The organism is Marinobacterium lacunae, from assembly GCF_000705555.1.
GTDB lineage: Bacteria > Pseudomonadota > Gammaproteobacteria > Pseudomonadales > Balneatricaceae > Marinobacterium_D > Marinobacterium_D lacunae.
The window spans coordinates 63,612-78,511 of record NZ_JMQN01000047.1 but is presented as its reverse complement, the minus strand read 5'-3'; the positions used below and the strand labels follow the sequence as shown (position 1 = coordinate 78,511).

At 57.9% G+C, this 14,900-nt stretch carries 11 protein-coding genes; 7 read left to right on the top strand and 4 right to left on the bottom strand.

The window, feature by feature from the left end; genetic code table 11:
* Nucleotides 1-12: 12 nt before the first annotated feature.
* The 7 genes from ADIMK_RS15615 (at nucleotide 13) to mdoH (ending at nucleotide 11,680) form a co-directional block, all read left to right on the top strand.
* Nucleotides 13-933, top strand: coding sequence for an iron-siderophore ABC transporter substrate-binding protein (locus tag ADIMK_RS15615; RefSeq protein ID WP_051693009.1), 921 nt, complete (start codon nucleotides 13-15; stop codon nucleotides 931-933).
* Nucleotides 930-2,897, top strand: a complete 1,968-nt coding sequence (gene fhuB, locus ADIMK_RS15610) for a Fe(3+)-hydroxamate ABC transporter permease FhuB (protein ID WP_036190139.1) — start codon at nucleotides 930-932, stop codon at nucleotides 2,895-2,897. The genes ADIMK_RS15615 and fhuB overlap by 4 nt, the downstream gene beginning before the upstream one ends.
* A gap of 23 nt (nucleotides 2,898-2,920) precedes the next feature.
* A complete protein-coding gene (locus ADIMK_RS15605) occupies nucleotides 2,921-4,738 on the top strand; it encodes an ABC transporter ATP-binding protein (protein WP_231517063.1) in 1,818 nt (605 codons plus the stop codon).
* A 113-nt stretch (nucleotides 4,739-4,851) separates the two neighbouring features.
* Complete coding sequence (locus ADIMK_RS15600) at nucleotides 4,852-6,966, top strand: TonB-dependent siderophore receptor (protein WP_036190137.1); 2,115 nt, start codon at nucleotides 4,852-4,854, stop codon at nucleotides 6,964-6,966.
* An 81-nt stretch (nucleotides 6,967-7,047) separates the two neighbouring features.
* Nucleotides 7,048-7,611 carry a DUF1311 domain-containing protein gene (locus ADIMK_RS15595; RefSeq protein ID WP_036190136.1) on the top strand — a complete coding sequence of 188 codons (564 nt, stop codon included), beginning with the start codon at nucleotides 7,048-7,050 and terminating at the stop codon, nucleotides 7,609-7,611.
* A 362-nt stretch (nucleotides 7,612-7,973) separates the two neighbouring features.
* Nucleotides 7,974-9,554, top strand: coding sequence for an OpgD/OpgG family glucan biosynthesis protein (locus ADIMK_RS15590; RefSeq protein ID WP_036190134.1), 1,581 nt, complete (start codon nucleotides 7,974-7,976; stop codon nucleotides 9,552-9,554).
* Nucleotides 9,551-11,680, top strand: coding sequence for a glucans biosynthesis glucosyltransferase MdoH (gene mdoH, locus ADIMK_RS15585; protein WP_197027552.1), 2,130 nt, complete (start codon nucleotides 9,551-9,553; stop codon nucleotides 11,678-11,680). The genes ADIMK_RS15590 and mdoH overlap by 4 nt, the downstream gene beginning before the upstream one ends.
* 3 nt (nucleotides 11,681-11,683) lie before the next feature.
* On the opposite strand, the gene opgC is transcribed toward mdoH, so the two are convergent.
* From opgC to ADIMK_RS15565, 4 genes are all read right to left on the bottom strand, one after another.
* A complete protein-coding gene (opgC, locus tag ADIMK_RS15580) occupies nucleotides 11,684-12,784 on the bottom strand; it encodes an OpgC domain-containing protein (protein ID WP_081849815.1) in 1,101 nt (366 codons plus the stop codon).
* A 24-nt stretch (nucleotides 12,785-12,808) separates the two neighbouring features.
* Entirely contained in the window at nucleotides 12,809-13,699 is an 891-nt protein-coding gene (locus ADIMK_RS15575) for an AEC family transporter (protein WP_051693008.1), read from the bottom strand.
* Between the two features lie 2 nt (nucleotides 13,700-13,701).
* On the bottom strand, nucleotides 13,702-14,286 hold the full coding sequence (locus ADIMK_RS15570) for a PhnA domain-containing protein (RefSeq protein WP_036190130.1): 585 nt from the start codon (nucleotides 14,284-14,286) through the stop codon (nucleotides 13,702-13,704).
* A gap of 119 nt (nucleotides 14,287-14,405) precedes the next feature.
* A complete protein-coding gene (locus ADIMK_RS15565) occupies nucleotides 14,406-14,885 on the bottom strand; it encodes a NifB/NifX family molybdenum-iron cluster-binding protein (RefSeq protein WP_036190128.1) in 480 nt (159 codons plus the stop codon).
* Between the last annotated feature and the right edge of the window lie 15 nt (nucleotides 14,886-14,900).

Here is a 14,900-nt window from a genome sequence, read left to right as displayed (position 1 = left end):
GGAGCCAGTTGCATGATGTTGATCCGTAACGCACTGGTTGCCCTGTTGCTGTTCGTACCTGCCCTTGGTGCAGCGGCAACCTACCCAATGACTTTCCTCGACGATGCCGGCTCTCAGGTATTTGACACGCCCCCGCAACGGGTCATCGCACTCAGCTGGAACGGCGCAGAGAACCTCCTCAAACTGGATATTTCCCCTCTGGCGATAGCCGATGTCCAAGGATACCGGCAATGGGTAGTGCAACCGAAGCTGCCTGAGGAGGTCAGTGATGTCGGCACCCGTGCCCAACCTAACCTTGAACGTATAGCAGCCCTGCACCCGGACCTGATCCTGATCGGTTCTCAGCAGTCGGGGCTCATCACCCAGCTCCAGCGGATAGCCCCCGTCATATTCCTCGACAGCTTCCGCGCTGACCACAATAATGCGGCACGTGCACGGCAGGACTATCTCAAACTGGGTCAGCTCTTCAACCGCGAAGCGCTTGCACACCAACGCCTCAGCGAACTGGACCTGCGCCTCGAAACACTGGCCGCGCAGCTGGCGCAACACTTCCCCTCCCCACCGGCTGTCACCGTCGTGCGTCTGGCTGACACCCGCCATGTGCTGATCTACGGACGAAACTCGCTGATTGAGGAGGCGATCAAGCGCTTGGGTTTGAAGCCGGGGCTTGATCTGGCCGCCACCACCTGGGGCGCCTCTCGACACCCGCTCACGCGACTGGCCGATGTAAAACGCGGCGCTCTGCTCTATATCGAGCCATTCCTTAAGGCCGATGCACTGTTCGCAACGCCTCTCTGGAACGCACTTCCGGTGGCTCAGGGAAATCGCGTCGCTCCGGTAAGATCCACCTGGAGTTATGGCGGCATTTTTTCGGTGTTGTACCTCGCAGAGGCGATGACAGACAGCCTGCTGACACTGGAGCCTAACCTGTGAGCCGTTCTCTGATCCTTATTACCCTTGCACTCGTCATTGCCGTGGCTGGTCACCTTCAGACCGGTTCAAAGCTGGCCCTTATGCACCAGTTATCACTGATCGGCGGCCACCCGTTTGAAACCGTCTATGACTACGCGTTTTACTACGGATCTCTGCCACGAACGGCCATGGCCATACTGATCGGTGCAGCGCTTGGCATCTCTGGAAGCCTTTTGCAGCAGCTTACCGGCAACCGCCTACTCTCCCCCATGACCCTCGGAACAGCCTCAGGGGCCTGGCTGACACTGTTGATCACAACACTGTGCTGGCCGGTCTTCGCCGCTAGCCACCCGGACCTCGCAGCGCTTGCTGGTGCCGGTATCGCCAGTTCACTGGTCTTCCTGATTGCAGGACGAAGTGGCCTAAGCGGCCTGCCCGTGGTGTTGGCTGGTATGGCGGTCAATCTGTTGCTCGGTGCACTGGCGTCGGCGCTCGTGCTGCTGAACGATCAGTATGCCCAGCCACTGTTCGTCTGGAGCTCAGGCGATCTGGCCCAAAACGACTGGCATCAGGTTCTGTGGCTGCTACCCCGCCTGCTACCGATTGTGCCGATATTGATCATCGCACCTCGTGCACTCACGCTTCTGCGGATCGGTGAAGGCAACGCCAGCGCCCGCGGTTTGAGCCTGCTACCGGTATTCTTCCTGCTGTTGACCGCATCACTCTGGCTCAGCGCCATTTCAGTCGCGTCGGTTGGCCTGCTCGGATTTATCGGTCTGCTTGCCCCTAATCTGGCCCGAATCGCCGGCGCGCGGACGGCACTTGGCGAGCTGCTGGGCAGTCTCTGGCTGGGCCCGCTACTGCTGTTAGCGACCGATGCCGTGGCACAACTCTCCTCCTCGCAGGCGGGCTACTTTGTGCCCAGCGGTGCCGCCAGCGCGCTGATCGGCGCCCCAGTGCTGATCTGGCTTCTGAAACAGAAACGACAGGGGGAAATTACCGCCCCCGCCCCCCGAGTACTGCGACCGCCTGCGTCAGCGCCACGGGTAACGGCTATCGCAATGACCGCCTTGTTGCTTGCATTGCTCTTTGGCGCACTGATCGATCGCGATACTGATGGTTGGCAATTGCAGTTTCCCAGCGAGGTTATCTGGCAGCTCAGATGGCCGGGCCTGATCGCGGTCATCGCCGCCGGCAGCGGCCTTGCTGTTGCAGGCACCATCCTGCAGCGCCTGATCAGAAATCCGCTGGCCAGCCCTGAAATACTGGGCATATCCGCCGGTGCTTCGCTTGCCATCGTATTGACCATGCTGCTCGGGATTCAAGGTGCCGGAATGCTGACACCCCTGGCCGCTTTTTCAGGTGCTTTGATCGTGCTGGGTCTATTACTGTTTTTCGGTCTGCGCAGCGGCTTCGCACCGTCACAGCTTGCCTTGGTGGGTATCTGTTTAGCGGCGCTGGTAGAAGCGCTGCTCCAGTTCGTGCTGGCCCAGGGCGGGGACGACACATTTAAACTGCTGGCATGGCTACAGGGCTCCACACAAGGTGTCGATGAGCACACGGCTCTTTGGCTCGCCTCGGGCGTCGCCCTGTGCCTGATACCGGCGCTGCTGAGCCAGCGAGCACTGACGCTGTTATCGCTGGGCGCCACTGTTGCCTCGGCCAGAGGATTGGGCGTGCAGCGTGCGCGCATGGCGCTGCTGGTGCTTGCCAGCCTTATATGCGCTCTGGTTACCGCCGGTATCGGTCCGCTCGCGTTTGTCGGGCTATTGGCACCGCATCTGGCCAGCCTGCTCGGTGCCCGCTCGATCCGGTTGCAACTCATCGTCGCGGCACTGATCGGTAGTGCCATTTTGCTGCTTGCGGCCGGGCTTGGCCGCACGTTACTCGTTCCCAATCTGATGCCTGTGGGCACATTGAGCGCGATTATCGGCGGCGGTTACTTCATTTACCTGCTTTCCCGTCGTCGGCTGGTTACAGCCTGAGCTCCTAGGATTCACGATACGCCATGAACCTGTTTAGTTATTTCGAACGCCTCACCAATCCTCTGCCGGAGAATGCCCTTCTTCCGGTCGAGGGCAACCTTCGCGCTTTCATGCGACAGTCTGTTCACGGATATGAACGGGCGCTGATAACGCTCGGTGTACTGACCGTTTTTCTGGCAGGCCTGGAGGTGTACCTTTTCAATTTTCTGGGTGATCTGGTGGATTGGCTTGGCAGCCAGTCTCGCGATACCTTTTTACAGGAGCAGAGTGCAACGCTCATCACAATCTCGGCGCTGGTGCTGATTGCCCTGCCCCTTGCGGTGTTGATCCACTCGATGCTTTTTCATCAAAGCCTGTATGTCAATCAGGGCGCAGCGGTCACCTGGTCGCTGCACCGTTCCCTCCTCAATCAGAGCTGCGGGTTCTTTCAGGGCGAATTCGCCGGTCGGGTGGCAACGCGTGTCACCCAAACATCGGATGCGATACGCGAAACGCTGCTGAAGCTGATGAACTTCGTGCTGTACGTGATCGTCTACCTGACCGGCATGGCCGCTCTGATTTTCACATCGGACTGGCGCCTTTCCCTGCCCTTGCTGTTCTGGTTTGCTCTATTTGGCGTGCTGATGCGCTTTCAACTACCGAGACTCAACCTGCTCGCCCAGAATCAGGCCAAGGCACAGTCGGAACTGGTCGGTCATATCGTTGACAGCTATTCTCATTTCACCACGTTAAAACTTTTCTCAAACGCCGAGCGGGAAACTGAAGATACTCGCCGCATCATGCAGCGTTTCCTGAGCGCAATTTATCCTATGATGCGCAATGTCACCGGACTCAATGTGGGGCTCTGGTGGCTCAATGCACTGCTGATTTTCACTACCGGTGCGTTAGCGATACTGCTGTGGCTGGATCAGAGCGTGACCACCGGCGCCATCGCCGTTGCCATCGCGCTGACCCTGCGTATCAAATCACTCTCCCAAATGATCATGTGGGAAGTCGCGGCCCTCGCCCGTCATTTAGGCACGATCAAAGACGGCGTTAACGCACTCTCTCACACACCTGAAGTTCAGGACGCTGCAGACGCACCCGAGCTACATGCAGTGCAGGGCGCAATCGAGATTCGTGACCTGTGTTTTGCTTATCCCGATCAGCCGCTGCTGTTCGACCATCTGCAATTGGCCATCGCGCCGGGAGAACGCGTCGGGATTGTGGGGCCCTCCGGGGCTGGTAAGTCAACTCTGATCCACCTGCTGCTGCGCCTTCACGACAGCCAGAGCGGCTCGATCCGCATCGACGGTCAAGCCGTTAACAGAGTCAGTCAAAGCAGCCTCCGTCAGTCAATCGGCGTCGTCACGCAGGACACCGCCCTGCTGCATCGGAGCATACGCGACAACCTGTTGTACGGGCGCCCTTCGGCCAGTGAACAGGAGATGATCGAGGCTGCACGCGTGACCCGCGTTCATGATTTCGTACAGAGCCTGCCCCAGGGCTACGACACGCTGGTCGGTGAGCGGGGGATCAAGCTCTCAGGCGGACAGCGTCAGCGTATCGCCATCGCGCGGGTCCTGATCAAGGACGCTCCGATTCTGGTGCTTGATGAAGCGACATCCGCGCTCGACTCTGAAGTCGAAGCGGATATCCAGCGCAATCTTGACCAGCTGATGCAAGGCAAGACAGTTCTCGCGATCGCCCATCGACTATCCACTATCGCCAAAATGGACCGGCTTATCGTTATGGAGGGGGGCCGGATCATCGAGCAGGGAAACCATGAAACCCTCCTCAACCAAGGCGGGCTATACGCACGCCTCTGGTCACATCAAAGCGGGGGATTCATCGCCGACTGAGACACCCCACCCACGCCCAACCCTATTCGCATATGCGCAGGGCGTAACCATTCGCCACGAATAGTAAATGATAATCACCTAGTCCTTTATTAGCAGTACCAATGGAGACCAAGATGAAAACCAAACCCCATGCGCTGTCACTGGCCATCGCAACACTTATTGCAAGCCAAAATATTCTGGCTGCCAGTGAAGGCGACAGCTTCGAGCTGAACACGCTCGAAGTGAACGACACGGCCATCACAACTCCTCAGGACACTCAAAATATCTACCGCAGCGGTGTGTCCTCAAGTGCCACGGGGCTGAAGCTTTCACAACAGGAAACCCCGCAAACCGTCACCACGGTGACGCGCGCCCAGATGGACGACTTCGGTCTCAATGGTGCCAAGGATGTGCTCAACGCCACAATCGGCGTGACCGTCGAGAACTTCGAAACCGACCGCAGCTACTTTACGGCGCGTGGTTATGATATCCAGAACTTCCAGATGGACGGGCTTGGCCTTCCCTTCACCTATGGTCTGTTATACGGTGATTTGGATACAGCCATGTTCGATCGCATTGAGGTTCTGCGTGGCGCCAACGGGCTGATGTCCGGAACGGGCACCCCCTCCGCCACCGTCAACTATGTACGCAAACGCCCTACCGAAGCGTTTCAGGCATCGGCCGATGTCAGCTATTCCAGCTGGGATACCAAGCGGGTCAGCACCGACATCAGCGGCACCATGAATGAGGCCGGTACAGTGCGCGGCCGGTTCGTGGCCGCCAGTCAGGAAGGTGACTCCTACCTTGACCGCTACTCCAACGAGCGCAACCTGTTTTACGGAGTGATAGAGGTCGATCTGAGTGACTCCACACTTCTGACCTTCGGCCACAGCTACCAGAAATCGATGCCGAACGGCGTGCTCTGGGGCGCCCTGCCCCTTTACTACAGCGACGGCACTCCCACAGATTACGACCGCTCAACCAGCACCGCGGCCGATTGGAGCTATTGGGACAATACTCGAGAGCAGACATTCGTAGAGCTTCAGCAGCAACTGGCAAACGGCTGGCAAGCCAAGACCACCCTGACACGCATCAATAGCAAGTCTGACTCATCCCTTTTCTATGTTTATGGCACACCGGATGCTGACACCGAATCGGGCCTATATGCCTACCCTAGCAATTACACGCTCGATAACGAGCAGTACATGGCTGATGCCTATGCCAGCGGCAACTACACCTTCGGTGGACGGGAGCATGAAGCCGTTATTGGTGCCAGCTGGTCCCGTTCGGAGCTGTCCGACATGAACGACTACGGCTCCGGTATCGGAGACCCTATCGGTGATCTGAATCTGTGGACAGGAAGCTGGCCGGCCTTTACCTATTCTGGCGCTTCCACAGGAAGCGAATGGACCGACAAGACGGCCAGTCTGTATGGTGCGACCCGACTGAGCCTCACCGATCGCCTCGCCGTCATCACCGGCGCGCGCTACACACGATTGAGAAGTAACGGCTACTCGTATGGCAAAGACAAGGCCCGCCGGGCCAACGATCTGACCCCCTACGCAGGTGTGGTGTACGACCTGACCGACCGGCATGCGGTATACGCCAGTTACACCGAGATCTTCAAACCGCAAAATGAAACAGACCTCTCCGGCAACAGGCTGGAGCCCGTTACCGGAGACAGCTACGAGGTTGGTCTCAAAAGCCTGTTCCTTGATGACAAACTCCAGACCGGCATCGCGCTGTTCAGCGCCAGCCAGAGCAATCTGGCTGAAACCGGCGGCTATCGTGGTGACGGCTCCACTTACTATGTGGGAGAAGATACCGAGAGTCAGGGTATCGAGTTGACACTGGCCGGAGAGCTTGCACCGGGCCTACAGGCATCGGCAGGCTACACCTACATCGATATCGAAGATGAGGACGGCAAGGGGGCACGCAGTTTCATACCCAAACAGCAGGTCAAACTCGCAACCACCTATCAGGCGATGCCTAAACTGAAGGTTGGCGCAAGCCTGAGCTGGCAGGACGAGATCAGCCGGGTTCAGAACGCCGCTGCCAGCATTGTCACCCGACAGGATGATTACGCGCTGATTGATCTGATGGGCGAATATGAAATTAACGACAACCTCAGCGCAAGGGTCAACGTTTACAACCTGACCGACGAGAAGTACCTCACCTCGCTATACACGTCTCAGGGATACTACGGTGCTCCCCGTTCAGCAATGCTGACACTGAGCTGGAACTACTAAAGCGACCGCCCGGCCGGTAGGCCACCGGCCGGGACTCGGTTAGAATGGTTCGCTCGTTCAAGGACAACAGGGAACCACACTATGACTCTCAGGCACGTCGCCGGCGCCAGCGTCCTTCTATTGGCCGCCACACTGATCAGCGGATGCGATTCGCTCCCGTCGATCCCCTATATCAACGAAAAGCCGGCTGAACAACAGCAGGAGGCAGCTAAGCCCGCTGCGACGCAAACGCCCCAATCCAAGCCGATGAGCCGTAGCGAACGTATCGCCAAGGGTCTGAGCGAAGAACTGGACTGGTTCCCAAGCCTTGACGAACCCCTTGAGCAACTGCAGGCAACCTACGCCAGCGATACCTCACCGGCCGTTCGCAGCCAGACGCTATCCAGTATCGCCTACATCTATGATGCCCAGCTGTTCGTTCTTTTTCAGGACATGCTCGACTTTCTGCCCAGCGACGCGCGCATCACTGAATTGAAAGAACAGAATGCATGGCTGGATCAACGGCAAAAGCTGATCACCCAGGCGTTCCTGCGTGAGCAGGACAAAAGTGCCGCCCGTATGGCTGCCAGTCAGGCTTTCATCAAGGCCACCCGTTCACGCATCGACGAAATCGAGGCCAAACGTAAACTTGTCGTCCTGCAATAATGAAACTTTTTGCTGAATGACAAGACCAACCCGTTCTTAGGACTATGCCCAAAGGGTTCGCGCTGGCCATTGGAGCCTGAGCGAATCCTGGCACTGTAAAGTCATATACAATTTCGTATCACTTTTAGTGTGGAATATCTATTGCACCGCAGAAAACGGCGTATAATGTTTGCCGCCTGACACGATCTACCCCCTTGGATCGGCTCCGCGACGAGCGTTTCGTTGACGGATCGGGCACGTTAAGCCTTTACCGTAACTGCTTGTCGCAACTAGAGAAAATTCCGGTGCGCTCTCGGCTGCTGCATGACTGTCAGCCGGGGTCGTAGAACAACGAGATTGTAATCCCGAGACGCGGACTACGAATGAACCCCACTGCCACAGTATCACCCTCTGTTTCTTCTCGCCGTACAGGCGTTTTCCAGCCTCTTTTGGCTTGTCTGCTGCTACTGAGCTCTGCATTTGCGCAACAGGCCACTGCAGCCGTTCAGTTTGCCAAAACCGGTCCTTTCGACCGCGACACAGTGCAAGAGATCGCGCGTGAGCTGGCTCGCCGCCCATTCAAGACAACACCTACGGCGATCCCCGAATCGATTAAGGGGCTCACTTACGACCAGTATCGTGCAATCCGCTACCGCCCTGAAAAAGCGATCTGGGCCGATGAGGACGTACCCTACCGCATGCAGATGTTCCATCGCGGCTTCTACTACAGTGAGCCGGTGGAGATAGCGCTGGTCGAGGGCGACAAGGCCACCCATCTGGCCTATGACCCCGAACAGTTCACGCTGGATAACCGCTTCGAATTTAACCTGCCGCTGGAAGATATCGGATACGCCGGTCTGCGCCTGCACACTCCGTTGAACACGTCCAATATCTGGGACGAACTGGTGGTATTTCAGGGCGCAAGCTACTTCCGTTCTCTCGGTCGCGATCAGGTATACGGCTTGTCCGCACGTGGATTGGCCCTGAAAACCGGTGCGGCTGAAGGGGAAGAGTTCCCGGTGTTTAAGGCGTTCTGGGTTGAAAAGCCGACCAATCTGGCCAACTCGATCGTGGTTCACGCCCTGCTCGACAGCAAGAGCACAACCGGTGCCTATCGTTTTACCATCCGTCCGGGCGTTAATACCGTGATGGATGTACAGGCGACCCTGTTCCCCCGTGTCACCCTGACCAAAGTCGGGCTGGCCCCGGGCACCAGCATGTACTATTTCTCGCTTAATGGTCGCGAGCAGATCGATGACTTCCGTCCCGAGGTGCACGACTCCGACGGTTTGTTGATGGTCAACGGTCGCGGCGAGCGTCTGTGGCGACCGCTGGCCAACCCTGCATCCTTGCAGATCAGCGCCTTTGTCGACACCTCACCGATCGGCTTTGGCCTGATTCAGCGTAACCGCAATTACGTCCAGTATCAGGATCTCGAAGCACACTACGAGAAGCGTCCAAGCCTTTGGGTAGAACCGCTGGGAGATTGGGGACGCGGTGCCGTCGTACTGACCGAAATCCCGACCAACGCCGAGATTCACGACAATATCGTGGCCTTCTGGCAACCGGCAGAACCGATTGCCGCCGGCAGCCAGTACAGCTACTCCTACCGTCTGACCTGGGGTGTCGAACCCCGCCTGCAGCCGGGAGAGGTTCGCGTACAAGCTACCCGAAGCGGTCGTGCCGATGTCGCCAATTCAACCCAGCGCCGTCTGTTTGTCATCGACTACAACATTCCCGTACCCAGCGAAGACAAGCCCAACTCTCTGCCCACGGCACGCCTGTTCAGCTCGGCCGGTACCACACGCAATCTGGTGGTGCGCGAAAACCCGGCCAATAACGGCTACCGCGTCAGTTTTGAGTTTGATCCGCAGGAAGAGAAGCTTTCAGAGCTTCGGCTTGAGCTGAACTTCCTCGACCAGCGTCCCTCCGAGACTTGGCTGTACCGCTGGACTGCGCGATGACCCGAACGTTTGAACCGGGGATGCCGGCACTGCGCCCGGCACCGATGCCTACGCAGAATCTGCGCCATCGCCCCGCGGCTCACAACAACCTGAGCCCACGTACAACCCGACAGCACCTGGCAAGATGGGTGCTGCTGGGCTCAGCACTCGCGCTGCTGGGTCTTGGCAGTTATGAGATGTACTCGGTGCTGGCGCTTGGCGGCACCACACCGCTTGAATACGCCATGCTGGGGCTGTTCGTGTCCACCTTCGGCTGGATAGCACTGGCCGCCGTCAGTGCCGTATTCGGGTTTGTCCGCCAATGCTCGATGCTGCGCAAACCCACCCCGCATGAACTATTCCGCCCCAAAGGTCATACCGCCGTCCTGATCCCCTGCTATAACGAGGATCCGGCCCATTTGGCCGCGGCGGTGGAAGCGATGGTCAATGAACTGACAGAGTGCGGAGCACAGACCTGGTTCGACTGGGTGCTGCTCAGTGACACCCGTGATCCCAAGCGAGTTCTGGAAGAGGAGCATGCCGTCACGCTGCTGAGACAGCGACTTGGCAGCAAAGCCCGCATCCATTATCGCCGACGCCGATACAACGTAGATCGCAAGGCCGGAAATGTGGCCGAATTCTGCCGTCATTGGGGGGCGCACTACGACTATCTGGTCGTGCTTGACGCTGACAGCCTGATGTCGGCCTACACACTCACCGAACTTGTGTACCGCATGGAGCAGGACCCGGAAGCGGGACTGATCCAAACCATTCCCCGCTTGATCAATGGTACGAGCCTTATCGCCCGCTTGCAGCAGTTTGCAAATCGGGTGTACGGACCGGTCGTCGGCAGCGGGCTTGCGTGCTGGACCAACCCCGAGGGCAACTTCTGGGGACACAATGCGATCATTCGCCGCGAAGCGTTCATGAATGCAGCCGGGTTGCCCCGCCTCAAGGGCAAAGCCCCCTTTGGCGGCACCATCATGAGCCATGACTTTGTCGAGGCGGCACTGCTGCGCCGCGCCGGCTGGAAAGTCATCATTGCCGATGACCTGCCCGGCTCCTACGAGGAGTGCCCGCCCTCGATACTCGACCTCGCCATCCGCGACCGCCGCTGGTGCCAGGGCAACTTGCAGCATATCAAGGTGATCGGCAGTAAAGGCCTGCATTGGATCAGCCGCATGCACCTGCTGACCGGCATCATGTCCTACCTGTCATCGCCATTGTGGCTGGCACTGATTCTGGTGGGTATCACCCTTGCGTTGCAGGCCCAGTACATCCGCCCCGAATACTTCGGCGCCGACTTCTCGCTGTTTCCGACCTGGCCTCGTCAGGACGCACCCCGAGCCGTACGCCTGTTCATACTGACGATGTTCATACTGTTCATACCGAAGATACTCGGCAGTTTGCTGTTCCTGATATCGAGTCGCTTGCGCCGAGGCGCAGGCGGTTTTTTCAGGCTCTGCGGCAGCATTGTAAGCGAGGTGCTGCTCTCCGCCGCCGTTGCGCCGATCATGATGTGTATCCACTGCGGCGCCGTGGCCTCTATCCTGCTGGGTCGTGACAGCGGCTGGAACCCCCAGCGCCGTCAGGACGGCACCCTGCCCTGGTTGCAGCTGATCTATCGTCACCGCTGGCATACGCTCGCAGGCGTGCTGCTGGCACTGATCGCGTGGTCTAACTCCCTGGCACTGCTGGCGTGGTTGTCACCGGCAATACTGGGCCTGATTCTGGCCGTTCCACTATCGGCACTGACCGGCTCGCTCAAGATCGGCGCGTGGTTCCGCAAGATTGGCATTTTGCGCACGCCCGAGGAGACAAAACAGCCGCGTGTTGTTGATCTTAAGGACGAGGTGCTGCCCTGGTACGAACATCAGGTCGGTGCAACGCCCTCACTTCAACTCCAGCTGGATTCTGCCGAATTGGTCGAACGCCACCTATCACTGACACCAGACCCGGCACTCGAAGAGGAAAGCTCCCCGTTTCAAGCCAATGCAGCGCTTGCCCGCGTCAAGCTGATCGATGCCGACAGTCGGCAACAGGCGCTTGAATGGCTCAACGATACTGAGCTGTCGTTGATCCTCGCCACCCCAACGCTTTATCGAGAGCTGGTCGCGCTGCCCTGTCGTAACCGCGGAGCTGCTTAAGCGTCACAGCCCGCCGGATCGCACCGAGAACAGGTGCCGATTCGGCTGGTGCTTCCAGCGCCGCGTCACAACAACCGGTATCAGTAGACAGAACACCAGCGCCAGCGTGTACAGGCTGTAAACCAAACTGCCGGTACTGCGCATGCTCTGGCTGGTGTACTGCAGGGTGTAAAGCATGACAGCATGGAAAGAGAATACCTGGATCGAGTAACGGCCGAGCAGTTCGAAGAACGGCAGACACTGTTCATGACGGAACAGGTTCATTACCCGCCATCCAATCAGCATCAGCAAAATGCAGTTGAACAGCCTCAAGGGCCCCAGGCCCGGCTTGTCCAGAAGCGGAATAATCCAGTGGCCCGGCGAGACGAACTCGCGACGCCATACCCAGAACACAAACGCAAAGGCCAGCGCCAGCCAAAGCACACCCCTTTCACGCAGGAATCCACCTTCAATGGCGTTAAGGCGGGCATATCCCAGTGCAAGCCCCGCCATCCACAGAATCTGCCAACTGAACAGGTTGAAATAACCTGCATGAAAATCGATACCTGCGACCTTATAGAGGCTGCCCAGCGGGTCCAATAGCTGGCCGCCCCCCCACAGCAACACGCTGATCAATACAACGGCCAAATGGTGTCCACGCTCGAGCGCGAGCAGTACCACTGGCGATACCAGCACGAAGATCACATACATCGGCAGGATATCCAGATAGCCAGGCTGGTGAACCAGCGTCAGCATGGCCAAAAATGTCTCAAGCGGCTTTTCGCTGTAAGGGCGAAGCGCCCAATACCAGATCTGGTCGAAAAAGGGCAGCAGTGCCAGCGCAGCAATAACCAGCACCATCACAATGTGATAGCGGTAGATAAGCCAGGCCCTGGAAATACTGCGCCTGAAAAGCGTGGCCGGATCGGCGGCATAACGGGCGTAAATCTGTCCGAACATCAGCCCTGACAAGAAGATGAATCCCTCGGCAGCGGATACAAAGCCCAGAGGTTGGTAGGTGTAATTGGCAATAAAACCGCCAAGGTGATCGATCAGCATGATCACCAGAAAGATGCCCCGCAGGGAATCCAGACGGCGATCACGCACTAAGGGAGTAGCCAACATTCAAGGGTGCTTCGCAAAAAGGTATCAGGCTGATACGAACAGAGTGTTCAACAGGGCTACCGTTATAAGGGAAAAAGGCAACGACAGAATTATCAGCGCCGCCACATCATCCACCGGCCCCTGATATCGGGTCGCCAGTATATAACTGATTACCGCCGTTGGCATCGCACACTGGATCATCAGCACCAACCCCTCGATCTCCCCCATCGCGAACAACCGAGTGATCAGGAATGCCACCAGCACACCAACGACCGGACGATAGATCGCCATCGCCAGTAACCGCCCCCAGCGGGTGGTGTGGCCAAGCTTCAGGTTGCCGAGCGAACGCCCCAACAGTAACAGCATTACAGGCAGGGTAAGACCGCCGAGCAGGTCGAGAGTTCGCATCGCGAAGGCCGGTAGTTCAACCTGAAATCCGATCAACAGTGCACTCACCATCAGCGCGATGGCAGGCATATTTTTAACCAGCTCTTTTGGCTTAAAACTTCCGGACATCACCGAGACGCCCAGCGTAAAATGGCTGATCGTCACAACAGACGAAATCACCACGGCCGGTGCCAGTGCATCTTCGCCCAGCAGCGCATATACAACGGGTATACCGAGATTCCCGGTATTGGGATTGGTCAATACAGCGAGATAGTCGCGCACCGACTGCCCCGTTAGCCTCAACACTAGCCAGGTAATCATTGCGATCAGTGCCAGCGCAGACGCCATCGCCGCCAATAACTCACCCATCCCGGCCAGGTCGACGTCCATTTTCAGCAAGGAATGGATCAGCAGCGCCGGCAGCCCGATATTGGTCACCAGTGTGCCCAGCGATGGATTGTTCAGCCATTCGGTCCTGCGGCTGAGAACTGCGCCCAATGCCGCGACCAGGACGACCGGCAGCATCGGGAGCAGAAAGGCTTGCAACAAGCTTAGTTAGCCTTTTTCAGGTACTGGGTCAGCAGCACGATGCGCACGCCGTTAACGCGGCCTTCGATCTGCTCGGGGTTATTGGTCAGCGAGATATTCCGCACGGCCGTTCCGCGCTTGGCGGTGAATCCAGCACCTTTCACCGGCAGATCCTTGATCAGAGTGACGGTATCGCCGTCTTCCAAGACGGTACCGTTGCTATCCAGCGTCGGTGCACCGCTGTCAGAATCACCGCCCGTCACACCGGCCTCGGCCCAGCTCTGAAGTTCGGGGTCCATATACAGGAGATCACGCTGATCGTTGGCCCAGATCTCGGCCTGACCGATCAAACGGGTCAGCAGACGCCAGGCCATAACCTGAACCGCAGGCACCTGGCTCCACATGCTATCGTTCAGGCAACGCCAGTGATTGACGTCCAGCGCCGCGTCGGATTCAACCTCCGAGTGACACTTCTCACAGATCAACAGCGCGCGATCAGCGCTCTCCTCAGTGACCGGCGGGACCTGATAAACCGAGAGACCAATCTCGGAAGAGCAGAGTTCACAACGGTTACCGCTACGCTCGATCAGCGCCTGTTCAATACTCATATCGTAAGCCTTACTGTTATATCAGGGTGCGGAAAGCACCCACGGGAAGCGCGCCATTATGCCAGATTCGACGTTAAATTTCAGCGAAACAGCGCCTACCGATAATCAGTTAGGCCGTCTTATTCATCCCAGCTATCGTTCGCCATCATTTCGAAACGGCGCTCACCGCCGCTGCGCTTGCGTTTGACGATGTTGGCGAGCCAGAACTCCGGGGAATCACTATTCAGTTGCGCCTGCAGCGCCTCGATCAACTCGTCCACGTCAGGGCCACCCTTTACCTGGATCGGATTGATACCCAGCGCCACTAACTGACGTGTGGCAGAACCACCTATGGAGCCACAGTAGACAACATCCGCCCCGACCAGCCACAACATTTTGGGCTTGAGTTTGTCTTCGTTGCCATCCTGCTTTTCATGGCCAAAACTCCGCTGTGCAACAGGCTCTGCACTCTCGGCGCTAATACTCCAGACATGAAAGGCCTGGGACGATCCAAAATGCTGATCGACAATATCCCCCTCCTGAGAGGCAAACGCGACGATCAAACGACTGGTATCCTTCACGGCATCTGCGACACAGGCATGCGTGCTCTCTGTACTCATAGCGGCTCTCCTGAC